Here is a 25,400-nt window from a genome sequence, read left to right as displayed (position 1 = left end):
ATGAAGTCAATAGACGGGATTAAATTTGCCGAAATGGTGCAAATGGGCGCTCATCATCTATTCCAAAACGCAGATTATGTGGATTCGTTAAACGTTTTCCCAGTGCCAGATGGCGATACAGGTACAAATATGAATTTATCGATGACATCAGGTGCGAAAGAAACTGAAGTAAATGCGGTAGCTCATATCGGTAAAACAGCGCAAGCTTTATCAAAAGGATTATTAATGGGAGCACGTGGTAATTCAGGTGTGATCCTTTCTCAATTGTTCCGAGGTTTTGGTAAAGCGATTGAAAAAGAAGCGACTGTAGATGCGATTCAATTTGCGAAAGCATTCCAATATGGTGTCGACACTGCTTATAAAGCAGTTATGAAACCGGTAGAGGGCACTATTTTAACAGTTGCAAGAGAAGCTGCAGCTCATGCTGTGGAAGTAGCTAAAACGGAAGAAGACATCATCGTTGTAATGGAAGAGTTAGTAGTTGCTGCAAAAGCATCGCTTGCTAACACACCAGAATTACTACCCGTATTAAAAGAGGTAGGCGTAGTAGACAGTGGTGGTCAAGGTTTAGTATACGTATATGAAGGTTTTGTTGCTTCATTAAAAGGTGAAGCGCTTCCAGAAAAAACTGTGGCTTCTTCAATGGACGACTTAGTAAATGCTGAGCACCATAAAGTACAAGATTTCATGTATACATCTGACATTGTCTACGGGTACTGTACTGAATTCATGGTTCGTTTTGAAGATGAAAAATTAGGCGGCAAAGCTTTTGATGAAGCAAAATTCCGTGAAGATTTAAGCCGTTACGGAGATTCTCTACTTGTTATTTCAGATGATGAAGTCGTGAAAATTCACATTCACTCTGAACAACCAGGTGAAGTAATTGCTTACGGGCACCAATTTGGTAGCTTAATAAAAATAAAAGTCGACAATATGCGTCAACAACATACAGCAATCGTCGGCGAAGATCATAAAAAAGAGACAGCTAAAAAAGTAACGAAAAAACATCCTTACGCAATTATAACAGTAGCAATGGGCACTGGTGTTGCTGAACTTCTTGAAAGTGTTGGCGCTTCTTATGTTATCGAAGGTGGACAAACAATGAATCCTTCAACAGAAGATATCGTTAATGCTATTAAAGAAGTAGGCGCAGAACGCGTATTGATTTTACCAAATAATAAAAACATCGTGATGGCAGCAGAACAAGCAGCACAAGTATTAAACATTGAAGCTGCGGTTGTACCAACAAAATCAGTACCGCAAGGAATGGCTGCAGTACTTGCATTCAATCCGGACGCTTCAGTTGAAGATAACAAAAATAATATGACAAATGCATTTGCTCATGTGAAAACAGGTCAAGTGACTTTTGCTGTTCGCGATACTTCAATTGATGGCGTTGAAATCCATAAAGACGACTTTATGGCTATTTTTGAAGGTAAAATTGTAGAAGCAACACGTTCTCTTGAAACAGCATCAGAAACTTTGATTAAATCAATGATCGATGAAGATTCAGAAATTGTTACAGTTCTTTATGGACAAGATGCTGACAACTCAGCTGTTTCTAAATTCACAAGCTTTATCGAAGAAAATTATCCAGATGTTGAAGTGGAAGTTCATAACGGTAAACAGCCTTTATACCCATTTATTATTTCTGTTGAATAGGGAAACTCAGGAAGTTTTTAAAATCTTCGGAGCATATCAATTGAACAGTTATGCAAAAGTAGCTCGCTATTATAGTGAGCTACTTTTTTGCGCTGTATCAAATACTTGGTACACACCTAAATTTTCATGTAGAATGGTGATACGCTTATCAACAAAGAGCAAGGGGGCAATTTCTTATGAAATATACATCAGTATTTGATATTATCGGGCCGGTTATGATTGGACCATCTTCATCGCATACGGCTGGTGCAGCACGAATTGGTCGCGTCGCGCGTGATTTGTTTGGGCGTCAGCCAAAGTGGGCGAAAATCCATCTATATGGCTCTTTTGCAGAAACATATAAAGGACACGGGACAGACGTAGCAATAATCGGCGGTCTGTTAGATTACGATACATTTGATGAACGGATTAAAACAGCTTTTGCAGATGCAGAAAAAGCAGACTTAACATTTAAATTTATACCAGAAACGGCGCATACAGAGCACCCGAACACAGCTCGTCTCGTTATTGGAGATGACGATGCAGAAATGTCGATGGTCGGTATTTCGATTGGTGGAGGAAGCATTGAAATTACAGAGTTAAATGGTTTTCCGCTACGTTTATCAGGTGGTATGCCGGCAATTCTTGTCGTGCATGATGACCGTGCAGGTTGTATTGCGGCTGTTGCCAACTGTTTAGCGGGGCATAACATCAATATTGGGCATATGGAAGTATCACGAAAAGAACGTGGCAATATGGCGTTAATGGTTATTGAAGTTGACCAAAATATCGACACTTCCATTTTAGATGAAATGTCAACTCTACCGAATATTACAAAAGTAACACGAATTAAAAACTAGGAGGTAGAACGATGGAAGTATTATTTCATAATGTTAGAGAGCTTGTGGCATTAGCCGAGCATGAAAATAAGCTCATTTCAGAAATTATGATTGAGCAAGAAATGTTAATAACGGAACGTACACGTGAAGAAATTATGAAGCAAATGACGCGTAATTTAACTGTTATGGAAGAAGCGGTTGAACGTGGTCTAAAAGGTGTGCATTCTGTGACAGGCTTAACTGGCGGAGATGCTGTCCTACTTCAGAAGTATATTGCAACAGGGAAATCTTTAGCAGGGGATCTTCTATTAGATGCCGTAAGTAAAGCGGTTGCAACGAATGAAGTAAATGCTGCAATGGGTACGATTTGTGCAACGCCAACAGCAGGTTCTGCAGGTGTCGTACCAGGTACTCTTTTCGCTGTGAAAAATAAATTAAAGCCAACGAAGGAACAAATGATTCGTTATTTATTCACTTCCGGTGCGTTTGGTTTTGTCGTAGCAAATAATGCATCCATCTCAGGTGCAGCAGGTGGTTGTCAGGCCGAAGTAGGTTCTGCAGCGGCAATGGCTGCAGCGGCAATCGTAGAAATGGCAGGAGGTACACCACAACAAAGCGCAGATGCATTTTCGATTTCATTGAAAAATATGCTTGGTCTCGTTTGTGATCCTGTAGCAGGTCTTGTAGAAGTGCCTTGCGTAAAACGTAATGCTATGGGAGCAGCTAATGCAATTGTTGCTGCTGATATGGCATTAGCAGGTGTGACAAGTCGAATTCCAACGGATGAAGTCATTGATGCTATGTACCGTATTGGACGTACTATGCCTTCTGCACTTAGAGAAACTGGACAAGGGGGCCTTGCTGCAACACCTACAGGTAGAGCACTTGAGGCGAAAATATTTGGAGGGGCAGTGCTGCAAAGTGAATGATAATTTACAGCAGTCTGTCACGAATTTAAAAGGTGTCGGAAAAGGAACAGGAGAAGCACTTCATAGCATGGGCATTGAAACTTACAATGACCTGCTATGGACTTTTCCTTATCGCCACGAAGATTTTCGGTTGAAGGATTTAGCGGAAACGCCACATAATGAACGAGTTACGGTTGAAGGACGCATCGAAAGTGAACCAGCAGTTTTTTTTTCTGGTAAAAATAAATCGCGTCTACAAGTGCAAATGCTTGTAGGCCGCCATTTAATTAAAATCGTCTTCTTCAACCAATTATACTTAAAAAATAAAATGATACCCGGTTCTATTGCGACAGTAACAGGAAAATGGGATCGCGGTCGCCAAGTTATCAATGGCACGCAAATTACATTTGGTCCTAAGATGGATCATGCGGACTTCGAGCCAGTTTATAGCTTAAAGGGTAATATGCATCAAAAGAAATTCCGCAACTATATGCGCCAAGTACTCGATGATACGAGTGCGGAAGTCCCGGAAACATTACCTAGCCAATTGCGCACAGCATATAAATTATTACCTATTACAGAAGCATTAGAAGGTGTGCATTTTCCGGTAGATGCAAATCATGCGAAGCAAGCGAGAAGGCGATTTGTATATGAAGAACTCTTGCAGTTTCAATTAAGAATTCAAGCGTTGCGGAAAATCCGTAAAGAGCAAGAACATGGTTTATCCATTAACTACGAATTAGTCAAATTGAAGGAATTTTTCACGACACTACCTTATGAATTAACAAACGCGCAAAAAAAGGTCGTCAATGAAATATGTCGAGATTTGCTTGAGCCTCATCGTATGAATCGTCTTTTACAAGGGGATGTTGGATCTGGGAAAACGATCGTTGCAGCAATTGCTTTATACGCTGCAGTGACAGCGGGCTTCCAAGGTGCTTTAATGGCTCCGACTGAAATTTTAGCTGAGCAGCACGGGGAATCGCTTGATGAATGGTTGAGACCACTCGGAGTCGAAGTGGCGCTGTTATCAGGCTCTACTAAAACGAAGGCTCGCCGTATACTGCTCGAACAATTAAAAAACGGTGATATTGATATTTTAATTGGCACACATGCATTAATTCAGCCGGATGTCGAATTTCATAAGCTTGGACTTGTTATTACAGATGAACAGCATCGATTTGGTGTAGAGCAGCGTCGTATTTTACGTGATAAAGGAGAAAGTCCTGACGTGCTCTTTATGACGGCTACGCCAATTCCGCGAACTTTGTCTATAACGGCATTTGGTGAAATGGATGTGTCGATTATTGATGAATTGCCTGCAGGTCGAAAAGAAATCGAAACACATTGGTCGAAAAAAGAGCAATTTAACCAAGTAGTAAATCAGATGGCTAAGGAATTAGCAATGGGACGACAAGCGTATGTCATTTGTCCGCTAATCGAAGAATCGGATAAATTAGATGTGCAAAATGCAGTCGATGTCTATACTCAATTGACAACCTTATTTCGTGAGAAATTTAAAGTTGGCTTAATGCATGGTCGTTTACCGGCGGATGAGAAGGATGCTGTCATGCGTGAGTTCAGCGAAGGCCAGTTGAATGTACTTGTTTCAACAACCGTTGTAGAAGTCGGTGTGAACGTACCAAATGCGACTTTTATGATTGTCTATGATGCAGAACGCTTCGGTCTGGCTCAGCTCCATCAGCTACGAGGTCGTGTGGGCCGTGGAAAGCATCAATCTTATTGCGTGTTATTAGCAGATCCGAAATCAGAGGATGGCAAAGAGCGTATGATTTCAATGACGGAAACAAACGATGGTTTTCGCCTTGCAGAAAAAGATTTAGAATTACGTGGCCCTGGAGATTTCTTCGGGAAAAAACAAAGTGGGCTTCCAGAATTTAAAATGGCAGATCTCGTCCATGATTACAGAGCATTAGAAGTAGCACGTCAAGATGCTGAAAAGCTTCTTTCCACTGAAGATTTTTGGCAAGTGGATGACTATGCACAGCTTCGCAATATGTTAGAAGAATCGGGTGTGTTAAACGGAGATCGTATTGATTGATGTGAAATTTTTATGTTAAAAAGAGGAGGATGCGAAAAAAGAGTTTGAAACAACTCTTGCATTCTCTTTTTTTAATTTATATACTGATGTTAGTACCAAGTGCTAATTTTTTAAAAAGGTGGCGAAAAAAATGAAGTATTCTAAAAAAGAACGACAAAAATTATTACAGCAAACAATTATAGATAACCCATTCGTCACCGATGAACAGCTAGCTAGTCAATTTAAAGTAAGCGTGCAAACGATTCGTTTAGATCGAATGGAATTATCGATTCCAGAACTTCGTGAACGCATTAAAGACGTTGCTGCTCATAATTTTGAAAACGATGTAAAATCTCTACCAATCGATGAAGTGATTGGTGACATTATAGATATTGAATTAGATGAAAGAGCCCTTTCCATTTTTGACGTGAAAGAAGAGCATGTCTTCCAGCGTAACGGCATTGCAAGGGGGCATCATCTATTTGCCCAAGCAAACTCACTAGCTGTGGCAGTGATTGATGATGACTTAGCCTTAACCGTGCATTCAGAAATTCACTTTGTGAAACCAGTAAGAGCGGGTGACAGAGTTATTTCAAAAGCGCTTGTCACTGGCAAGGATGACAGCAAAAGTCGTACATTTATCGAGTTAACATCCACTGTTGAAAACGAAGTTGTTTTCGCAGGAAAGTTCGAAATGTATCGTACGAAAGGACAAGGTGGAAATCAATGAAAATCGCAATAGACGGCATGGGTGGCGACAACGCACCACAAGCTATTATCGAAGGCGTGTATAAAGCATTAGAAGCATCATCAGATATCGAAATCCAATTATATGGTCAACACCAAGCGATGCAACCTTTTTTAAAAGAACATGAACGCTTAACAGTCATTAACTGTGAAGAAGTAATTGAAGGTGATGACGAACCTGTTCGTGCCGTACGCCGTAAAAAAGATGCTTCAATGGTGAAGATGGCTGAAGCAGTAAAAACTGGTGTAGCAGATGCTTGTGTATCAGCAGGGAATACCGGTGCATTAATGGCTGCTGGATTATTCGTTGTTGGGCGTATAAAAGGTATTGAACGACCTGCATTATCAACTACACTGCCAACCTTAGATGGTAAGGGATTTGATATGCTAGACCTCGGTTCAAATGCAGATGCAAAACCAGAAAACCTAGCACAATATGCCATTATGGCAAGTATTTACGCACAACAAGTACGTGAAATTAAAAACCCTACAGTCGGCTTACTGAATATCGGCACAGAAGATAAAAAAGGGAACGAGCTTACGAAGGCAGCGTTTGGTTTATTAAAAGAAGCGCCAATTAACTTTATCGGTAATGTTGAAGCACGTGAATTATTAAACGGTGCTGCAGATGTTGTTGTAACAGACGGCTTTACAGGTAATATGGTGTTAAAAACAATCGAAGGTACAGTTGGTAGCGTTTTTTCTATGTTAAAAGAAGCGTTTATGGCTTCTGGTAAAACGAAAGTTGCTGCTCTAATGATGAAAAGTAATTTAAAAGAAATTAAAACAAAAATGGACTATACAGAATACGGTGGAGCCGCGTTATTTGGCTTGAAAGCACCAGTAGTAAAAGCGCATGGTTCATCAAATGCTACAGCTTTTGCAAGTGCTATTCGCCAAGCAAATATAATGGTCAAACACAATGTATGCGCAACGATTGATTCCACAATTTCAAAGGAGAACTAATTATGACGAAAATCGCTTTTATTTTTCCAGGACAAGGTTCACAATCAGTTGGCATGGGGGCAGAATTTGTCTCTGGGCAACTAGAATGTAAAGCTTATTATGACAAAGCAGATGATTTACTAGGCTACACATTATCAAAATTAATGCTTGAAGGACCGGCTGAAGAGTTGACACTGACATATAATGCACAGCCGGCATTGTTAACGACAAGTGCGATGATTGCAGACAAATTGAAACAAGCTGGTATTACACCAGATTACACAGCAGGACATAGCTTAGGTGAATATACAGCACTAGTAGCCTCTGATGTACTGTCATTTGAGGATGGCGTGCAAGCTGTACATAGTCGAGGAATGTTCATGAACGAAGCAGTACCAGCGGGTGAAGGTGCAATGGCTGCTATTTTAGGATTAGAACGTGATGTACTACAAGCTGTGACGGATGAAGTAACGGCTTCAGGCAAAGTCGTACAGCTAGCCAACTTAAATTGTCCGGGACAAATTGTAATTTCTGGTACGAAGGCTGGTGTAGATGAGGCAAGTGTGAAGGCGAAGGAAGCTGGAGCTAAACGAGCTCTTCCACTAGTCGTGAGTGGACCTTTCCATTCAGAATTGATGCGTCCTGCTGCTGGGAAATTGCAGGAGAATTTACAGCGAAAAGAGATGCAGGATGCTCAAATTCCTGTGATCTCAAATGTTATGGCCGAACCAGTAACAGAAAAAGCTAAAATCCAGCAGTTGTTAGTTGAACAATTATACTCACCAGTATTATGGGAGGATTCTGTTCGGAAAATGCTTGACTTAGGCGTTGATGTGTTCATCGAATGTGGTCCTGGAAAAGTATTAAGCGGACTGGTAAAAAAAATAGACCGTCAAGTGAAGACGTACTGCGTTTATGACGGGGCAACATTTGAGCAAGTAGTAGAAGCGTCGAAGGAGTGGTCTTGATGAAGAAGCTAGATGGGAAAACAGCAGTTGTAACGGGTGGATCTAGAGGGATTGGCCGCGCCATTGCACTAGCTTTAGCAGAACAAGGTGCGCGCGTTGTCGTCAACTATAGTGGTAGTCAAGCGAAGGCTGAGGAAGTCGTTGCAGAAATTACTGCAAATGGTGGCGAAGCGATTGCGGTACAAGCAAATGTAGCGGATGCAGATGAAGTAACTGCTTTAATGAAAGCTGCAACTGATACATTCGGATCCCTAGATATTCTTGTTAATAATGCAGGTATTACACGTGATAATTTATTAATGCGAATGAAGGAACAGGACTGGGATGACGTTATGAATACAAACTTAAAAGGTGTATTCTTATGTACGAAAGCTGTTTCTCGCCAAATGATGAAGCAACGTGCAGGGCGTATTGTTAATATTGCTTCAATCGTTGGTGTTGCTGGCAATGCAGGTCAAGCAAACTATGTTGCAGCAAAAGCAGGAGTTATTGGTTTAACAAAAACATCTGCAAAAGAATTAGCAGCACGTAATATTTATGTTAATGCTGTAGCACCTGGTTTTATCGCTACAGAAATGACAGATGAGTTGCCTGCTGAAGTAAAAGAGCATATGCTTGGACAAATTCCATTAGCGAAGCTTGGAGATCCTGCTGATGTAGCAAAAGTTGTCATCTTCTTGGCTTCGGATGATGCAAGTTATATTACAGGGCAAACAATCCATGTAGATGGTGGAATGGTCATGTAACATATGTCTATGAACTATCGGGTATTTTATGTATAATCATTGAGGGGAGGTGACAGATTTGGCAACTGTTATAGAACGTGTAACTAAAGTAGTCGTTGACCGTTTAGGCGTCGACGAGAGCGAAGTAAAATTAGAAGCTTCTTTCCGTGATGATTTAGGTGCGGATTCACTAGATGTAGTAGAACTAGTAATGGAACTTGAAGAAGAATTCGATATGCAAATTGACGACGAGGATGCAGAGAAAATTGCAACTGTAGGAAATGCGGTATCATTCATCGAAAGCAAAATTAGCTAATTATACATTGCTAGAGGCACTTCTTTCTTGATTTTGAGGGAAGTGCCTTTTTTGCTTTTGCACATTGCGGAAGAAAACGGTAAACTAGATAGGAGAAACAAAAGGAAGATAAGAAGGTTGATGACGATGACGAGAAAAAAAGGACTGTCACAAAAAAATGGTGCAATTTCAGAAAAAGCACGCCTCAAGTTTGAGGAATTATTAAATGATTTAGGATTACATTTTGATAATGCAAATTTACTTTACAATGCATTTACACATTCATCATATGTGAATGAGCATCGTCGAAAACTATATGAAGACAACGAACGTTTAGAGTTTTTAGGAGATGCAGTGCTAGAACTATCGGTCTCTAAATTTCTTTTCCTTAAATTCCCTAAAATGAGCGAAGGTGAACTTACAAAATTGCGTGCAGCAATCGTTTGCGAACCATCACTAGTCATTTTTGCAAATGAATTAAATTTCGGGAAATATGTTTTACTTGGAAAAGGTGAAGAATTAACAGGTGGTCGTGAGCGCCCAGCGCTTCTTGCAGACTGTTTTGAAGCATTTATCGGTGCTTTATATTTAGATCAAGGTCTAGAAACAGTTGTTGGATTTTTAGAACGTGTCGTTTATCCGAAAGTAGAAATCGGTGCTTTTTCGCATGTGATGGATTTCAAAAGCCAGCTACAAGAAATGGTGCAGCAAGCCAATTCTGGCGCGCTTCATTATGAGATTATTAAAGAAAACGGACCAGCCCATAATCGCACATTCGTATCACATGTTTTATTGAATGAACGTGAATTAGGTGTAGGTCACGGAAAATCGAAGAAAGAAGCTGAACAAAGAGCCGCTCAATGTGCAATGGTCGAATTGCAAAAACAGGCAGCTGACAATCAGGAGGTATAAATTTGTTTCTTAAACGGCTTGAAGTGATTGGTTTTAAATCTTTCGCCGATCGAATAGGTATTGATTTTGTGCCCGGTGTTACAGCTGTTGTTGGCCCAAATGGTAGTGGGAAAAGTAACGTAACGGATGCAATTCGATGGGTACTCGGAGAACAATCCGCAAAATCTCTTCGTGGTGCAAAAATGGAAGATGTCATTTTTGCTGGAAGTGACTCGCGCAAACCGCTTAACTTTGCAGAAGTATCATTGATATTAGATAACGAGGATGAACGCTTGCCGATCCCGTATAACGAAGTAAGTGTCACACGCCGGGTATACCGTTCAGGCGATAGCGAATATTTATTGAACAAACAACAATGTAGATTAAAAGATATAACGGATCTGTTTTTAGACTCTGGTCTAGGAAAAGAAGCTTTCTCGATTATTTCTCAAGGTCGAGTAGACGAAATATTAAACAGTCGTCCGGATGATAGACGCTCTATTTTCGAAGAAGCCGCTGGTGTGTTGAAATATAAACAACGTAAGAAAAAGGCCGAACATAAGCTATTCGAAACAGAGGATAACTTGCATCGCGTGCTTGATATTTTACATGAATTAGACACTCGTATCGAACCGTTGCAGATACAAGCGTCTGCTGCTGCGGACTATTTAAAGATGTCCAAAGAGTTAAAGGATATTGATATAGCTGTTATTGTCCATGATTTACATTTATTGCAACAATCCCTTGCAACGATTGTTGATGAGAAAAAGCAATTTACAGTGACTGAGCAAGAGCATACAAACAACATGGAAAATAAAGAAAAGCAAGTAGCTACAATTCGTAAACAAATAACAGCGCTAGATAGTTTGCTAGATCAAGCTCAACACCAACTTGTAGAAGCCAGTTCTGAAGCAGAGCGCTGGGAAGGCCGTAAAGTATTAATGGCTGAAAAGCGCCACAATGCTAGTGCACAATTAGAAAAATTACAGCAGTCACTTGAAAAAGCGCAAATCGTGGAGCAAGAGTGGTATGCACAACAGGTAGATAAACAAGAGCAATTAACGGAGCGACAAACCGCCTTCCAACAATTGAAAAAAAGTGTTAAACAGCTTGAAGATAACTTGAATCGTTCTACAACTGATATTGAAAATGATATCGAAGATTGGAAAAACACATATATCGATCGGCTCAATGAGCAAGCGACCGTTAAAAATGAATACAAACATATAACGCAACAGCTTGAACAACAAGAGCAAGCTTCGTTTAAAATGACTAACCAATCGTCAGAAATGGCAGAGGAATTAGAGCAGTTAACGAAGGAGCAGCGAGCGGTTGAAAGTAAACTACGTATTGTCCAAGAACAGCTTGAATCAAAGCTAGCTGCGTATTCAGCATGTCAACTGGAATTAACGGATGCATCGAAACAATTTGAAAGTAAACAAGATATGCTCTTCAAAGGCTATCAACATTTACAACAATTAAAGTCCCGTAAAGAAACTTTAGCAGAGCTTGAAGCAGACTTTTCAGGCTTTTTCCACGGCGTAAAAGAAATTTTAATCGCTAGAGAGAGTAATAAGCTATCAGGTATTCACGGGGCAGTTGCAGAGTTAATTCAAGTAAGTGGTGAAAATACAAAAGCACTTGAAACGGCCTTAGGTGCAGCATCGCAGCATATTGTAACCGAGACACAGCAAGACGCTCAAAAAGCAATTGCATGGTTAAAAGAAAAACGGGCGGGTCGTGCAACGTTTTTACCTAAAAATGTCATGAAGTCCCGCAAAGTATCTCTTAACTCACTTGGAGCAGCAGCATCGCATCCATCATTTATTAACACAGCAGATGAATTAGCCACATTTGATACAGCTTTCCAAACAATTGCGGAAAACTTATTAGGTAATGTGTTAGTAGCAAAAGATTTACAAGGTGCAACACAAATCGCAAAATCATGCAATTATCGCTACCGTGTCGTAACACTCGATGGCGACGTTGTGAATACAGGTGGATCACTAACAGGTGGTTCTGCAAAACAACAGACTTCTCTATTTAGCCGAAAAGCAGAGCTAGAAGCATTAACAGGCCAGCTTGCCCAACTGCAAACAACAATTGAACAAGCTGAAAAGGTCGTTGCAGAGCAAAAAACATTTGTTGCGACTCAAACAGTTACGTTAGAAAACTTACGTCAGCAAGGTGAAATGTTACGTAACGAAGAATTTGAATTGAGCGGACATTTCCGAGAGCTAGAAGCAACGACAAAAAGACTTGCTTTGCGTGTTACTTTAGTAGCGACAGAGCAAGAAGATGCAACAGGTCGTTCTTCAAACTTACAGGAACGTCAAATTGCAGCTAAAAAGCGTATGCAAGAATTAACAGCAGAACTCGCTGAGATCAATGCGACAATTGAGCAGTTAAACGTACTTAAAGTACAGAGTGAGACAGCTCATGATGCATTGAAAGAACAATATGCTGAAAAGCGCTCAGAGCTTGCCGTAATTCAAGAGCAAGTATCGCAATTAAAGCAAGCTTCTGAAGACGTAACGGTGCAGTATAACAAGGCACATTCAGAAGTTAACAACATCACACAAGAAATCCAATGGTTAACGAATGACGAAAGTCAAAATGGACCATCCGATGAAGAAATCATAGCAAGTATTACATCGTGGCAACAGCAAAAAGAAGAGCTCGTCACGACAATTGCTACGAGTAAAGAACAAAGAACGACGCTGCAAGTTACCTTAGATAGCTGCGAAGTTGAACTGAAGGAATTGCAACGTGTGCATAAAGGTTTACTTGATGGTTTACGTAATTTTGATGTGAAACTGTCACAAATGGAATTCGGAAAAACAGCTTTACTTGAGCAATTATCTGAAGACTATGAGCTCTCTTTTGAAGAAGCCGAACGAGAAGTAAATGCTGATGTAGATGTTGAAATATCCAGAAAAAAAGTAAAACTATTAAAGCAATCCATTGCAGAGCTAGGTCCAGTTAACTTAAACGCAATTGAAGAATTCGAAACCGTTTCAGAGCGGCATACGTTCTTGACGGAGCAAAGATCGGACCTAATGGAAGCGAAAGAAACATTACATGAAGCTATTCGTGAAATGGATGAAGAAATGACGGCCCGCTTTAGCGAAACATTCTTCAAAATTCGTGATCACTTCCAAGTTGTCTTCCGTGAGTTATTTGGTGGTGGACATGCAGATTTGCAACTATTAGAACAGGATAATTTACTTGAAACAGGAATTGATATTGTCGCGCAACCTCCAGGTAAGAAATTGCAAAATTTAAGCTTACTGTCTGGCGGCGAACGTGCATTAACTGCGATTGCATTACTCTTTGCTATTTTAAAAACGCGCCCTGTACCATTCTGTATACTAGATGAAGTTGAAGCCGCTCTTGACGAATCGAATGTGACTCGCTATAGTCAGTATTTGAAAAAGTTTAGCCAAGAGTCACAATTCATCGTCATCACGCATCGCAAAGGTACAATGGAAGGTGCAGACGTATTGTACGGTATTACGATGCAAGAATCGGGCGTATCGAAACTAGTATCCGTAAAATTAGAACAGGAAGAACCCGTTCTTGTAGGACAAAGGAGCGAATAACAATGAGCTTTTTAAAGCGTATGAAAGAAAAATTAATGGGTGCGAAGCCTGAAGAACTTGAAGTACAACAACTAGAAACAAACGATGAAGAGCAAGCTAACCTTGCGCTAGAAGTACCGCAAGAGGAAGTGGTTGTTCAAGAAACTATTTCAGAAGTAGTGGCAGTCCCTGCAACAACTGAGCAAGCACAGCAAGTAGAAGAGACTCAACCTGAAGAAGTAGTGGCAGTAGGATCGACTACTGAACTTGTAGAAGTAGAAGAAATAGTCGAAGAGAAAAAATCAAAATGGGGTTTCTCGGCATTATCAATTACAGAAAAATTCAAAGCAGGCTTGGAGAAAACACGTGACTCGTTTACGTCAAAAGTAAATGATTTAGTAGCACGCTACCGCACTGTGGACGAAGATTTTTTTGAAGAGTTAGAAGACTTGTTATTACAAGCAGACGTTGGCTTTGAAACTGTGATGGAGCTAATGGATAAATTACGCTATGAAGTGCAACGTCAAAATATTAAAGACACGAGCGGTATCCAATCTGTTATTTCTGAAAAGCTTGTTGAAATCTACGAATCAAGTGATGAAGAATCAATAGAATTGAATATCCAAGATGGTGAATTAACAGTTATTCTTTTTGTAGGAGTTAACGGAGTCGGTAAAACTACGACAATTGGGAAATTGGCTCATCGTCTAAAGCAAGAAGGGAAATCCGTATTACTTGCAGCGGGTGATACATTCCGTGCAGGTGCTATTGATCAACTTCAAGTTTGGGGAGACCGCGTCGGTGTGGATGTTATAAAGCAAGCAGAAGGATCTGATCCAGCTGCTGTTATGTATGATGCTATCCGTGCAGCAAAAAAACGTGGTGCAGATATTTTGATTTGTGATACTGCAGGTCGTCTGCAAAACAAAGTAAATCTAATGAATGAATTGGAGAAGGTACATCGTGTAATTTCCCGGGAAATTCCGAATGCCCCTCACGAAGTTTTATTAGCTTTAGATGCTACAACTGGTCAGAATGCGCTTGTACAAGCACAAACTTTCAAAGAAGCAACAAATGTTACAGGGATTGTGTTAACAAAACTAGATGGTACTGCAAAAGGTGGTATTGTGCTTGCTATTCGTAATAAATTACACATTCCAGTGAAATTTGTTGGTCTTGGTGAGAAAATGGATGATTTACAACCGTTCGATACAGAGCGCTATGTATATGGTTTATTTGCCGATGCACTTGATCAACAGTTAGCAGAAGAAGAAACAAAAGAACAATAATTAGGTAGGCGGAAGATGCATAACTTTCTTATGAGCTATGCATTTTTCGCCTCTTCGTATTTGTTGTTATAAAAGGGATTAATCATATTTAGACAAGTAGTTTTACTTGACAGAAAACATTGTATTCCTTTATGATATTAAAAGAATGTGCAAAATAGGGGAGAGGTTTCTTATGCTACTTGAAAAAACGACACGCATGAACTTTCTCTTCGACTTTTATCAAGCATTATTGACTGACAAACAGCGTAGTTATATGCAGCTTTATTATTTAGATGATCACTCACTAGGTGAAATTGCAGAGGCGTACGGAGTGTCTCGTCAAGCGGTTTACGATAATATTCGTAGAACAGAAGCAATGCTTGAAGAATATGAAGACAAACTTCAATTATTCGAGAAATTTCAAAACAGACAACAAATAATTGCAGAGCTATCAAAAACAATTACTGACAATAATGCTTCACAAACTGTGCAACTAGAGCTTATTGAGCAGTTAAAGCAATGGGATTAGGAGGCGGTATGCATGGCATTTGAAGGGTTAGCGGAGCGACTCCAAGGTACGATTTCGAAGATTAAAGGCAAAGGGAAAGTGACGGAACAAGACGTTAAAGAAATGATGCGTGAAGTTCGATTTGCCCTAATTGAAGCAGATGTTAACTTAAAAGTTGTAAAAACTTTTATTAAGCGCGTCAGTGAACGAGCAATCGGCCAAGACGTCATGAAAAGTTTAACACCTGGCCAACAAGTCATCAAAATTGTAAAAGATGAACTGACAGATTTAATGGGTGGCGAACAAAGCCCGATTAAATTCGCACAAAAACCACCAACAGTTATTTTAATGGTCGGTTTACAAGGTGCTGGTAAAACAACAACTACAGGTAAATTAGCAAATCTTTTACGTAAAAAATACAATCGTAAACCGTTACTTGTAGCAGCTGACGTTTATCGTCCAGCAGCGATTAAGCAATTACAAACTTTAGGTAATCAGCTAACTTTACCAGTATTTGCACTTGGCACGGAAGTATCCCCTGTGGAGATTGTACGCCAAGCGCTTGAACATGCCAAAGAGGAGCACCATGATGTCGTTTTAATCGATACAGCAGGTCGTCTTCATATTGACGAAAACTTGATGCAAGAATTGAAAGATATTCGAGCATTAAAAGAGCCAGATGAAGTCTTCTTAGTTGTCGATTCAATGACTGGTCAAGATGCGGTCAATGTAGCAGATAGCTTTAATGAAGCAGTAGGTATTACGGGTGTCGTCTTAACGAAATTAGATGGCGATACACGTGGTGGTGCGGCATTGTCTATCCGTTCAGTTACGCAAAAGCCGATTAAATTTGTAGGTATGGGCGAGAAAATGGATGCATTAGAGCCTTTCCACCCAGAACGTATGGCTTCACGTATTCTAGGTATGGGTGACATGATGTCCCTAATCGAGAAAGCGCAAGCTAACGTTGATGAAGAGAAAGCGAAAGAGATGGAAGAAAAGTTCAGAACGCAGAGTTTTACTTTCGACGATTTCCTTGATCAAATGAGTCAAGTGAAGAAAATGGGTCCACTGGATGAAATTTTGAAAATGCTTCCAGGTGCCAATAAAATTAAAGGCTTAGAAAATGCGAAAATTGACGATAAGTCAATTGGACATATAGAGGCAATTATTCTCTCTATGACGCCAGCTGAAAAAACGACTCCAGAAATCATCAACTCGAGTCGCAAAAAAAGAATTGCAAAAGGATCGGGCTGTTCTATTCAAGAAATAAATCGACTTTTAAAACAATTCGAAGATATGAAGAAAATGATGAAACAAATGACCGGTATGACGCAAAAAGGGAAGAAAAAGATGAAACTTCCTGGTTTGGATTCACTGTTTAAATAATTTTTTAAAACCGAAAAATTAGTGTGTTAAGAAAAAACACTTTACAAACAATCCAAAGCTTGCTATCATACTATCTTGTGTGAAACTATTCGGAGGTGCAATTAAAAATGGCAGTAAAAATTCGTTTAAAACGTATCGGGGCAAAAAAGGCTCCTTTCTATCGTATTGTAGTAGCAGACGCTCGCGCACCACGCGACGGTCGCTCAATTGAAACAATTGGTACATTCAATCCTTTAACTACTCCAGAAGAAGTTAAAATTGATGAAGAAAAAGCATTAGCTTGGTTAGGCAATGGTGCAAAACCATCTGATACTGTACGTAACTTGTTCTCAGCACAAGGCATTATGGAAAAATTCCATAACTCAAAAATCAGTAAATAATCGGGGGTGACAGCATGAAGCAGCTGATTGAAACAATCGTTAAACCTTTAGTCGATTATCCAGAAGAAGTTCATATTACAACCGACGAGTTTGCGAATCGAATTGTATATAAGCTTTCTGTTCACCCCAATGATATGGGGAAAGTAATTGGTAAACAGGGACGTGTTGCAAAGGCAATGCGTACAATTGTTTATTCAGCAGCAGGCAGTCATCATAAGAAGAAGACATATGTCGATATTCTAGATTAGTCAAAAAGGAGGGAGCTTTTGTTCCTTCCTTTTTTGTTACGATTAAAAGTAAATTCATCTTATAGCAAAATGCAATAAGGATGGTTCATATATTTCAAAAGAGGTGATTTAGATGGAATGGTATAACGTTGGCAAAATCGTCAATACACATGGTATAAGAGGCGAGGTGCGTGTCATCTCGCAAACGGATTTTCCTGAAGAACGCTATGTGGTGGGTGAACAAATTGCTCTTTTTAAAAAGGATTCAAAAAAACCACTTCGCTTAACAATTGCTACGGCTCGTCCACATAAAAACTTTATCTTACTATCATTTGAAGGGTATCCTAATATTAATGATGTAGAAGAATTTCGTGATGGTATTTTAAAAGTATCTGAAAAACAGCTGAGCGAATTAGAAGAAGATGAATACTATTACCACGAAATCATTGGCTGTAATGTCTTTGATGAAGAAGGTAATGAAATTGGCCAAGTAAAAGAAATCTTTGAAACGGGTGCTAATGATGTCTGGACACTAAAAGGTGTCAACGGTAAGGATCAGCACATCCCGGTAATTGATGATGTTATTAAAGAAATCGACATTGATGGGAAGAAAATTATCATTCATGTCATGGATGGCTTATTATCATGATGAATATCCATGTATTATCTTTGTTCCCGAGTATGTTTGAAGGTGTGTTTGGGTCTTCTATTTTAAAGAAGGCTCAGGAAAAAGGAGCAGTTGCGATGGGTGTGACGGATTTCCGCGAATACTCGATCAACAAGCACAATCAAGTGGATGATTATCCATACGGTGGTGGTGCTGGTATGGTATTAAAGCCAGAGCCCCTTTTTAATGCCGTAGAAGCACTTGTAGGTGAAGGCAAAAAGCCACGTATCATTTTGATGTGTCCTCAAGGAGAACGCTATACACAAGCGAAGGCAGAGGAATTAGCGCAAGAGGAAGATTTGATCTTCCTTTGCGGTCATTATGAAGGGTATGATGAACGCATTCGCCAGCATCTTGTAACGGATGAAATTTCAATTGGGGACTATGTTTTAACGGGTGGTGAGCTTGGCGCTATGACGGTTATTGATAGCGTCGTACGCTTGTTACCAGGTGTTTTAGGCAATGACGATTCACCAGTCTTAGATTCTTTTTCAACAGGTTTATTGGAGCATCCACATTACACACGTCCATCAGATTTTCGTGGCATGAAAGTACCAGACGTATTACTATCTGGAAATCATGCGAAAATTGATGAATGGCGTGAACAGCAATCTTTAAAAAGAACGTTTGAAAGACGCCCGGATTTATTTGATAAAATAGAGTTAAATCCAGCGCAACAAAAATACCTAGACTTATTAAAGTTGGATAAGTAATAGTTGTGAAATACTACTGTGTGTGTTAAAATCTAAAGAGCATTTCTATGAGAAGTGTCGAATTACGGTGTTCCGCTGTATCATAAAGAAGAGTTACAAGAGCATCTGTCTAAGGAGAGAAAATAATGTCAAATATCATTACAGAAATCACTAAAGAACAACTTCGCACAGACATTCCTGCGTTCCGCGCTGGAGATACTGTACGTATCGACGTTAAAGTAGTCGAAGGAACTCGCGAACGTATCCAAGTATACGAAGGAGTAGTTATTAAACGTCGTGGTGGCGGTATTAGCGAAACTTTCACGGTTCGTAAAATTTCTTACGGCGTTGGTGTTGAGCGTACATTCCCAGTTAACACTCCAAAAATCGCTAACTTACAAGTAGTACGTCGCGGTAAAGTTCGTCGCGCTAAATTATACTACCTACGTAACCTACGCGGTAAAGCGGCTCGTATTAAAGAAATTCGATAATACATTTTTTTTGCCGAAAAGAGAGCTTGTTTACAAGCTCTCTTTCTTTTTGCTTGAAATGATAAATCCTTGTACAATAAGAATAGAATAGTCAAGGGGGACATCAATAATGGAAAAGACAAAAAAAGAGAAAAATGAGTTATGGGAATGGACAAAGGCATTAGTCATTGCCTTTGCATTAGCTGCAATTATTCGTTATTTTTTATTCACACCAATTGTAGTAGATGGTCAGTCTATGATGCCAACCCTTGAAAATGGCGACCGTATGATTGTTAATAAAATTGGCTATAAAATCGGGGACTTGCACCGTTTTGATATAGTTGTATTCCACGCACCAGAGAAAAAAGATTATATTAAACGTATTATTGGTTTACCAGGAGATCATCTAGAATATAAAAACGATCAGCTTTATATTAACGGCAAAGCAATTGCTGAGCCATATTTACAAAAATATAAAGATGAGCTTAACGATGAAGGTACATTAACGGAAGACTTTACTCTTTCAGATATTGAACAACTAGATGTAATTCCAGATGGTCACGTTTTTGTAATGGGTGATAATCGTCGGTTTAGTAAAGATAGCCGTCTTATCGGTATTGTGTCAGTAGATGAAATTATCGGTAAAACAAATATTATTTTTTGGCCTTTTGATCAAATAGGTACCGTGAAATAACGAACAGGAGTGAAATGTATGACCATTCAATGGTTTCCGGGACATATGGCGAAAGCTCGTCGTCAAGTAACCGAAAAACTGAAATTGGTGGATATTATTTTTGAATTAATTGATTCGCGCTTACCGCTATCCTCAAGAAATCCAATGTTAGATGAAGTGATTCATCAAAAAACGCGTCTGCTTATTTTAAACAAAGCGGATATGGCGGACGAATCACAAACACGTAAATGGATTGCTTATTTTGAAGCGCAGGGGCATCGTGCTGTATCAATTAATTCATTAGATGGTGTTGGCCTTAACAAAGTAACTAAAGCTGCGCAAGAGTTATTAGCCGATAAATGGGCGCGTATGAGCTCAAGAGGTATGAAACCCCGTGCGATTCGCGCGATGATTGTCGGTATACCCAATGTTGGGAAATCAACATTGATCAATCGACTTGCCAAAAAGAACCTTGCTAAAACAGGTAATATGCCAGGTGTAACAAAATCTCAACAGTGGATTAAATTTGGTAAAGAGCTAGAATTACTAGATACACCAGGGATACTATGGCCGAAATTTGAAGATCAAGAAGTAGGTTATAAGCTGGCGTTAACAGGTGCTATAAAAGATACCATTATGAATATGGATGATCTTGCTGTGTATGGTTTAAATTTCTTGAGTAAACATTATAAAGGCCGTATGGAAGAGCGTTATAAAATTACGGAAGTTAGTGAAGATCTCGTAGAAACATACAACCATATTGGTCAACTACGAAGAGTATTCGCATCCGGCGGTGAAATTGATTACGATCAAGTAGCCGAATTAATTGTACGAGATATTCGTAATCAGCAATTAGGAAAGTTAACATTCGACTTTGTAGAAGATCAAATCGAAGAATAAAAATCGACCTTTTTTACCATATGGTGAAAAAGGTTTTTTTCTAGATTTTTTGTCATTTTTGCCGATAGTATAAATAATACAGTAAGGGAGACCTCGTTTTGAAAACGATTAAAGATATAAAAGAAGCATTAAATAGTGAACAGCAGTATCAGCCATGGATGTTAGAAGTTGAAGCAGATGAGCGCGCAGGCGTGAAAAAACTATGGCAACAATGGCTCCGTAAAAAAGCGAAGCAAGAAAAACTACAACAAGAGCATGAAGAAAAGCTTCAATTTGATGACTCTTATCGTGCAAACCCTAATGCTTATATCGCAGGTACTGATGAGGCAGGCAGAGGCCCGCTAGCAGGCCCGGTCGTAACAGCAGCCGTTATTCTACCAAAAAATTGTCTAGAACTTGTTGGATTAAATGATTCAAAACAGCTATCAAAAGAAACGAGAGAATCGTTTATTGCTAAAATCAAAGCTTGTGCAATTGCTACAGCAGTGCATTTCCAATCGACGGAAGTCATCGATGATCTGAATATTTACGAAGCGACAAAACAGTCGATGAAAGCATCAATTGAGGCACTGCAAGTGAAGCCAGATTTCGTTTTAGCGGATGCGATGAAGCTACCGATTGATATTCCACAAGCTTCAATTATTAAAGGCGATGCAAAAAGCTTAGCTATAGCCGCAGCCTCTATTTTAGCGAAAACAGCACGTGACCACTATATGGAAGAAATGGACTCTATATACCCGCAATATGGATTTTCTCAGCATGCTGGTTATGGTACGAAGCAACATTTAGAAGCATTACGTGAATTTGGACCAACGGACATTCATAGAAAGACATTTGAACCAATCAAATCTATGATTCTTAAGAAGGAGTGAAGATTATTGGCTTTTACATCTATGTCGTCATTACAACTACAACAAACACAGAATGTTAATACAAATCAGCAAGTAGCTTTAAAGCAAGGCCAAGTATTTCATGGTACGATCAAACAACTATTCCCTGAAAATCAAGCAGAAGTGCAATTAGGTGGACATCGCTTTATGGCGAAATTAGAAGTACCGATGCAAGCAGGTAACGCACATTATTTCCAAGTTACAGGTGTAGAACCAGATCTACAATTAAAAGTCGTGTCGGGACCGATTAACCAAACAGGCTCTTTAACACAGCAAATCAATCAATTACTTGATTCAATGCAGTTGCCCAAAACATCTGAAATGCAGCAAATTGCTGCGCATTTCTTGAAAGAAAATGTACCGATGTCAAAAGAGCAGTTATTGCAGGCAGAGCAACTCGTCAAACAGCTCCCAGCAGGTGTGACTATGAAAGATGCTTTACTAGCTTTGCAAAAATTGGTCGATATGAAAATGCCTGTTCAACAAAATACCTTCCAAGCAATAGTACAAGGTGGTATGAAACAAGGCTTTGCACAAACAATAGCTGCTCTTCAAAAGCTATTACAGCAAGATACTTCTTTATCACCAGCAGTACGCGATCAATTGCTGCAGCAACTTCAAATGCTAGGGAAACCGTTTGAGACAGAAACAGGTGGAGCGATTTTAGCGAAAATTATTCAAATTTTAACAGGTTCAAACGTATCACCTACAGACAAAAATGCCCTATTACAACTATTAAAAGAAGCCGGAATCTTACCTAAAAACGCTAATATCTTTAACTGGTCAACAAATGTCTTACAAGGAACTTCAGCAAATAATACTAATTCACTTGGACAATTATTACAGCAACTGCCAACAGCTCCAGCGAATAGTGCTACCCAGTTAATACAGCAATTACAAACGGCTATATCGAAAAACACCAATTTAACAGAGGCTCAAAAAACACAACTTCAACAAAGTATTACGAAGTTTAATGCCAGTCCACAGACTCAACAGGCCTTACAAACGCTTGCAAAGGATATCCAAGGGCAACTAGGTAGGATGGGGCAAACGCAAAGCACAGCGCCTTCTACACCACAATTACTGCAAAATATGCAATCTGCCAGCCTAAAAGATCTGCCGCAGCTCATTACACAGCTAAAAGCATCCGTTGATTCGCAAAATTTACTATCAGCTATGCAAAAAGAAACACTTAATAATACACTTGCAAAATTTACTATAGCGGATAGTACATCGCAAACCGTACAAGCCGTCATCAAAGAATTACAAGTCCAGTTGATGAAGGCATTTAGCGAAGTAGCGCAGCAACAACCCTTCCAAACAGATACGCAAAATATAACGGCTAAACAACATTTAATGACATTAATGAATGCTGCTAGTACACCGACAGATGATGCGGCACTTAGAACGCTCACACAGCTTACTACAAAGTCAGCAGACCCAGTTATCCAACAACTAGTGTCTCAAGCTGAGCAAAATGTTCATAATGCAATAGATAGTAAAGCTATTGAATCCGCGATGAAGCAAACATTGCAACATTTAGGTTTGAGCTATGAAGCAAAATTACTCGATAAAACAGTAGATATGCAACAACTTGCCGGGCAATTGAAGCCTCAGTTATTATCGTTACTGCAAGATCCATCTGCTTCAAGTACTACAAAAGTAGCAGCAGAGCAAATAGTTGCAAGAATGAATGGTATGCAGTATTTGTCAGGGGAAAATGGACCACAGCATCAAATTATTATGCAAATACCATTAGAATTTTTCGGGCGGAGAACAGATGCTACATTACAGTGGAATGGGCGTATGAAGGATGAGGGTAAAATTGATACTGATTTTGCACGGATTTTATTTTATTTGCAACTGAATTCATTGCAAGAAACGGTGATTGATATGCAAGTTCAGAGCCGTGTCGTCACAGTTACGGTGTACAATGAAAATGATCAGTTAAAAGAATTAGCTGAACCACTAAGAGTCGCTTTAAAAACAGGTTTAGCTACTCATGATTATCAATTATCTGGAGTCTTTCTGAAAAAATTCGCAGAAAATCAACCTGTAAAGACAACATTATCTGCGAAAACGTCTGAGACTGACAACGGGGGAGTCGATATCCGCATATGACAGAAGAAAAACAGCAGTATGAACGAAAAGAAGCGATAGCCCTATCTTTTAAACCAGGTGATCTCCAAGCACCGAAAGTCATTGCAAAAGGGAAAGGAAAAATAGCTGAGAATATTTTAGAACAAGCATCAAAAAATGATATACCTATTCAAGAAGATCCGACACTTGTCCAATTATTAGGCCAACTCGATTTAAATGAATCCATTCCAGAAGAACTTTATCAAGCAGTTGCTGAAGTATTCGCATTTATCTATCAATTAGATAGGAATTATGACCGTTTGAACAACACAAGCCGTTAGTTGACCTACGAGTAATTTTAACGACTTTGTTTTTTCGAGAATAATTGTTGATAACTAAAGAAAATAAACAAATAAACAAGTATGTGGACAATGAGAAATAGATTCTATACAATAGTTATGTAAGATGAAACTCTATGGGATTTTGATAGGAGGAAGTTAGATGAATATCCATGAGTACCAAGGAAAGGAAATTCTTAGACAATATGGGGTGTCGGTTCCTAATGGCCGAGTAGCATTTTCACCTGAAGAAGCTGTAAAAATTGCCAAAGAATTAAGCACAGATGTAGTAGTAGTTAAAGCGCAGATTCACGCTGGTGGACGAGGTAAAGCAGGTGGCGTTAAAATCGCCAAAAATTTAGACGAAGTACGTTCGTATTCGAAAGAGTTATTAGGTAAAATTCTTGTCACTCACCAAACTGGTCCAGAAGGTAAAGAAGTGAAACGCCTTTACATAGAAGAAGGCTCTGATATAAAAAAAGAGTATTACTTGGGTGTTGTAGTCGATCGCGCAACTTCAAGAGTTACTTTTATGGGGTCTGAAGAAGGCGGAATGGACATTGAAGAGGTTGCAGAAGCAACTCCTGAGAAAATTTTCAAAGAAATAGTTGATCCAACTATAGGGATGACAGGCTTCCAAGCGCGTCGCCTTGCATTTAACATGAATATTCCGAATAATTTAATTAACAAAGCAGCATCACTTATGCTTGGTATATACAAAGCGTTTACTGAAAAGGATGCCTCTATTTTAGAAATCAACCCACTTGTTGTTACAGGCAGTGGAGACGTTGTAGCATTAGATGCAAAATTCAACTTTGACGGAAATGCGTTATATCGCCATAAGGATATTGTTGAATTACGTGATTTTGAGGAAGAGGATCCAAAAGAAATTCAAGCTTCAAAATATGACCTAAACTATATTTCATTAGATGGTAGCATTGGTTGTATGGTAAATGGTGCCGGCCTTGCTATGGCTACAATGGATACAATTAGTTACTACGGCGGATCACCCGCAAACTTCCTTGACGTTGGGGGCGGTGCGACTGCTGAAAAAGTAACAGAAGCATTCAAAATAATCCTTTCCGATGCAAATGTAAAAGGTATATTCGTAAACATTTTCGGAGGCATCATGAAATGTGATGTTATCGCAGAAGGTGTTATTACAGCAGCCAAAGAAGTGGGCTTAAGTGTACCTCTAGTTGTCCGCTTGGAAGGCACGAATGTTGAACGTGGTAAATCATTATTAAATGAATCAGGCATAAATATTATTACAGCAGATTCAATGGCTGATGGCGCACAAAAAATTGTAGAACTTGTAGGCTAAGAAAGGCAGGGACT

General features: G+C 39.4%; 25 protein-coding genes. All 25 read left to right on the top strand.

The features are described from left to right. The 25 genes from JFL43_RS06055 (at position 1) to sucC (ending at position 25,386) form a co-directional block, all read left to right on the top strand. Positions 1-1,662 carry a DAK2 domain-containing protein gene (locus JFL43_RS06055; protein ID WP_200748308.1) on the top strand — a complete coding sequence of 554 codons (1,662 nt, stop codon included), beginning with the start codon at positions 1-3 and terminating at the stop codon, positions 1,660-1,662. Positions 1,663-1,838: 176 nt separating this feature from the next. Continuing rightward, positions 1,839-2,501, top strand: coding sequence for an L-serine ammonia-lyase, iron-sulfur-dependent subunit beta (gene sdaAB, locus JFL43_RS06050; protein ID WP_200748307.1), 663 nt, complete (start codon positions 1,839-1,841; stop codon positions 2,499-2,501). Between the two features lie 11 nt (positions 2,502-2,512). Beyond that, entirely contained in the window at positions 2,513-3,409 is an 897-nt protein-coding gene (gene sdaAA / locus JFL43_RS06045; RefSeq protein ID WP_234447618.1) for an L-serine ammonia-lyase, iron-sulfur-dependent, subunit alpha, read from the top strand. Further along, positions 3,402-5,450: an ATP-dependent DNA helicase RecG gene (gene recG / locus JFL43_RS06040; RefSeq protein WP_325166639.1), complete on the top strand. Its 2,049-nt coding sequence runs from the start codon at positions 3,402-3,404 to the stop codon at positions 5,448-5,450. Before sdaAA ends, recG begins: the two co-directional genes overlap by 8 nt. Positions 5,451-5,580: 130 nt before the next feature. Continuing rightward, a complete protein-coding gene (fapR, locus tag JFL43_RS06035) occupies positions 5,581-6,159 on the top strand; it encodes a transcription factor FapR (protein WP_200748305.1) in 579 nt (192 codons plus the stop codon). Continuing rightward, the gene (plsX, locus tag JFL43_RS06030) at positions 6,156-7,142 is read left to right on the top strand and encodes a phosphate acyltransferase PlsX (RefSeq protein WP_200748304.1); all 987 of its coding nucleotides are present in this window, start codon (positions 6,156-6,158) and stop codon (positions 7,140-7,142) included. Before fapR ends, plsX begins: the two co-directional genes overlap by 4 nt. 2 nt (positions 7,143-7,144) lie before the next feature. Beyond that, positions 7,145-8,089 carry an ACP S-malonyltransferase gene (gene fabD, locus JFL43_RS06025; protein WP_200748303.1) on the top strand — a complete coding sequence of 315 codons (945 nt, stop codon included), beginning with the start codon at positions 7,145-7,147 and terminating at the stop codon, positions 8,087-8,089. Continuing rightward, positions 8,089-8,835 (top strand): 3-oxoacyl-[acyl-carrier-protein] reductase, encoded by a 747-nt coding sequence (gene fabG / locus JFL43_RS06020; protein WP_200748302.1) that lies wholly within the window; start codon positions 8,089-8,091, stop codon positions 8,833-8,835. Before fabD ends, fabG begins: the two co-directional genes overlap by 1 nt. Positions 8,836-8,893: 58 nt before the next feature. Next, the gene (locus JFL43_RS06015) at positions 8,894-9,130 is read left to right on the top strand and encodes an acyl carrier protein (protein WP_100796451.1); all 237 of its coding nucleotides are present in this window, start codon (positions 8,894-8,896) and stop codon (positions 9,128-9,130) included. A 120-nt stretch (positions 9,131-9,250) separates the two neighbouring features. Further along, positions 9,251-10,021: a ribonuclease III gene (gene rnc, locus JFL43_RS06010; protein ID WP_100796452.1), complete on the top strand. Its 771-nt coding sequence runs from the start codon at positions 9,251-9,253 to the stop codon at positions 10,019-10,021. A 2-nt stretch (positions 10,022-10,023) separates the two neighbouring features. Next, complete coding sequence (smc, locus tag JFL43_RS06005; RefSeq protein ID WP_200748301.1) at positions 10,024-13,602, top strand: chromosome segregation protein SMC; 3,579 nt, start codon at positions 10,024-10,026, stop codon at positions 13,600-13,602. A 2-nt stretch (positions 13,603-13,604) separates the two neighbouring features. Beyond that, a complete protein-coding gene (ftsY, locus tag JFL43_RS06000) occupies positions 13,605-14,870 on the top strand; it encodes a signal recognition particle-docking protein FtsY (protein ID WP_100796454.1) in 1,266 nt (421 codons plus the stop codon). 172 nt (positions 14,871-15,042) lie between these two features. Next, positions 15,043-15,378, top strand: a complete 336-nt coding sequence (locus tag JFL43_RS05995) for a putative DNA-binding protein (RefSeq protein WP_100796455.1) — start codon at positions 15,043-15,045, stop codon at positions 15,376-15,378. Positions 15,379-15,390: 12 nt separating this feature from the next. Further along, a complete protein-coding gene (ffh, locus tag JFL43_RS05990) occupies positions 15,391-16,746 on the top strand; it encodes a signal recognition particle protein (RefSeq protein WP_100796456.1) in 1,356 nt (451 codons plus the stop codon). Between the two features lie 107 nt (positions 16,747-16,853). Next, positions 16,854-17,126: a 30S ribosomal protein S16 gene (rpsP, locus tag JFL43_RS05985; protein WP_100796457.1), complete on the top strand. Its 273-nt coding sequence runs from the start codon at positions 16,854-16,856 to the stop codon at positions 17,124-17,126. Positions 17,127-17,140: 14 nt separating this feature from the next. After that, on the top strand, positions 17,141-17,374 hold the full coding sequence (locus JFL43_RS05980; RefSeq protein WP_100796458.1) for a KH domain-containing protein: 234 nt from the start codon (positions 17,141-17,143) through the stop codon (positions 17,372-17,374). Between the two features lie 112 nt (positions 17,375-17,486). Continuing rightward, positions 17,487-18,002: a ribosome maturation factor RimM gene (rimM, locus tag JFL43_RS05975; protein ID WP_100796459.1), complete on the top strand. Its 516-nt coding sequence runs from the start codon at positions 17,487-17,489 to the stop codon at positions 18,000-18,002. Beyond that, positions 18,002-18,733 carry a tRNA (guanosine(37)-N1)-methyltransferase TrmD gene (gene trmD / locus JFL43_RS05970; protein ID WP_100798155.1) on the top strand — a complete coding sequence of 244 codons (732 nt, stop codon included), beginning with the start codon at positions 18,002-18,004 and terminating at the stop codon, positions 18,731-18,733. Before rimM ends, trmD begins: the two co-directional genes overlap by 1 nt. 125 nt (positions 18,734-18,858) lie before the next feature. After that, positions 18,859-19,203, top strand: coding sequence for a 50S ribosomal protein L19 (rplS, locus tag JFL43_RS05965; RefSeq protein WP_100796460.1), 345 nt, complete (start codon positions 18,859-18,861; stop codon positions 19,201-19,203). A gap of 109 nt (positions 19,204-19,312) precedes the next feature. Beyond that, positions 19,313-19,876 carry a signal peptidase I gene (gene lepB / locus JFL43_RS05960; RefSeq protein WP_100796461.1) on the top strand — a complete coding sequence of 188 codons (564 nt, stop codon included), beginning with the start codon at positions 19,313-19,315 and terminating at the stop codon, positions 19,874-19,876. Between the two features lie 18 nt (positions 19,877-19,894). Beyond that, complete coding sequence (gene ylqF, locus JFL43_RS05955) at positions 19,895-20,755, top strand: ribosome biogenesis GTPase YlqF (protein WP_100796462.1); 861 nt, start codon at positions 19,895-19,897, stop codon at positions 20,753-20,755. A gap of 98 nt (positions 20,756-20,853) precedes the next feature. Next, the gene (locus tag JFL43_RS05950; RefSeq protein WP_100796463.1) at positions 20,854-21,627 is read left to right on the top strand and encodes a ribonuclease HII; all 774 of its coding nucleotides are present in this window, start codon (positions 20,854-20,856) and stop codon (positions 21,625-21,627) included. A 6-nt stretch (positions 21,628-21,633) separates the two neighbouring features. Then, the gene (locus JFL43_RS05945; protein ID WP_200748300.1) at positions 21,634-23,766 is read left to right on the top strand and encodes a hypothetical protein; all 2,133 of its coding nucleotides are present in this window, start codon (positions 21,634-21,636) and stop codon (positions 23,764-23,766) included. Next, positions 23,763-24,065, top strand: coding sequence for an EscU/YscU/HrcU family type III secretion system export apparatus switch protein (locus JFL43_RS05940; RefSeq protein WP_100796465.1), 303 nt, complete (start codon positions 23,763-23,765; stop codon positions 24,063-24,065). Before JFL43_RS05945 ends, JFL43_RS05940 begins: the two co-directional genes overlap by 4 nt. Before the next feature lie 160 nt (positions 24,066-24,225). After that, positions 24,226-25,386, top strand: a complete 1,161-nt coding sequence (gene sucC, locus JFL43_RS05935; protein WP_100796466.1) for an ADP-forming succinate--CoA ligase subunit beta — start codon at positions 24,226-24,228, stop codon at positions 25,384-25,386. Positions 25,387-25,400: the final 14 nt, after the last annotated feature.

The organism is Viridibacillus soli (genome assembly GCF_016612995.1).
Classification (GTDB): domain Bacteria; phylum Bacillota; class Bacilli; order Bacillales_A; family Planococcaceae; genus Viridibacillus; species Viridibacillus soli.
This window is presented reverse-complemented; position numbering and strand designations above follow the sequence as displayed.

Coding starts and splice junctions, on each gene's coding strand:
- JFL43_RS06055 (WP_200748308.1), top strand. CDS start 1: ATGAAGTCAATAGACGGGATTAAATTTGCCGAAATGGTGCAAATGGGC.
- sdaAB (WP_200748307.1), top strand. CDS start 1,839: ATGAAATATACATCAGTATTTGATATTATCGGGCCGGTTATGATTGGA.
- sdaAA (WP_234447618.1), top strand. CDS start 2,513: ATGGAAGTATTATTTCATAATGTTAGAGAGCTTGTGGCATTAGCCGAG.
- fapR (WP_200748305.1), top strand. CDS start 5,581: ATGAAGTATTCTAAAAAAGAACGACAAAAATTATTACAGCAAACAATT.
- plsX (WP_200748304.1), top strand. CDS start 6,156: ATGAAAATCGCAATAGACGGCATGGGTGGCGACAACGCACCACAAGCT.
- fabD (WP_200748303.1), top strand. CDS start 7,145: ATGACGAAAATCGCTTTTATTTTTCCAGGACAAGGTTCACAATCAGTT.
- fabG (WP_200748302.1), top strand. CDS start 8,089: ATGAAGAAGCTAGATGGGAAAACAGCAGTTGTAACGGGTGGATCTAGA.
- rnc (WP_100796452.1), top strand. CDS start 9,251: ATGACGATGACGAGAAAAAAAGGACTGTCACAAAAAAATGGTGCAATT.
- ftsY (WP_100796454.1), top strand. CDS start 13,605: ATGAGCTTTTTAAAGCGTATGAAAGAAAAATTAATGGGTGCGAAGCCT.
- JFL43_RS05995 (WP_100796455.1), top strand. CDS start 15,043: ATGCTACTTGAAAAAACGACACGCATGAACTTTCTCTTCGACTTTTAT.
- ffh (WP_100796456.1), top strand. CDS start 15,391: ATGGCATTTGAAGGGTTAGCGGAGCGACTCCAAGGTACGATTTCGAAG.
- rpsP (WP_100796457.1), top strand. CDS start 16,854: ATGGCAGTAAAAATTCGTTTAAAACGTATCGGGGCAAAAAAGGCTCCT.
- JFL43_RS05980 (WP_100796458.1), top strand. CDS start 17,141: ATGAAGCAGCTGATTGAAACAATCGTTAAACCTTTAGTCGATTATCCA.
- rimM (WP_100796459.1), top strand. CDS start 17,487: ATGGAATGGTATAACGTTGGCAAAATCGTCAATACACATGGTATAAGA.
- trmD (WP_100798155.1), top strand. CDS start 18,002: ATGAATATCCATGTATTATCTTTGTTCCCGAGTATGTTTGAAGGTGTG.
- rplS (WP_100796460.1), top strand. CDS start 18,859: ATGTCAAATATCATTACAGAAATCACTAAAGAACAACTTCGCACAGAC.
- lepB (WP_100796461.1), top strand. CDS start 19,313: ATGGAAAAGACAAAAAAAGAGAAAAATGAGTTATGGGAATGGACAAAG.
- ylqF (WP_100796462.1), top strand. CDS start 19,895: ATGACCATTCAATGGTTTCCGGGACATATGGCGAAAGCTCGTCGTCAA.
- JFL43_RS05940 (WP_100796465.1), top strand. CDS start 23,763: ATGACAGAAGAAAAACAGCAGTATGAACGAAAAGAAGCGATAGCCCTA.
- sucC (WP_100796466.1), top strand. CDS start 24,226: ATGAATATCCATGAGTACCAAGGAAAGGAAATTCTTAGACAATATGGG.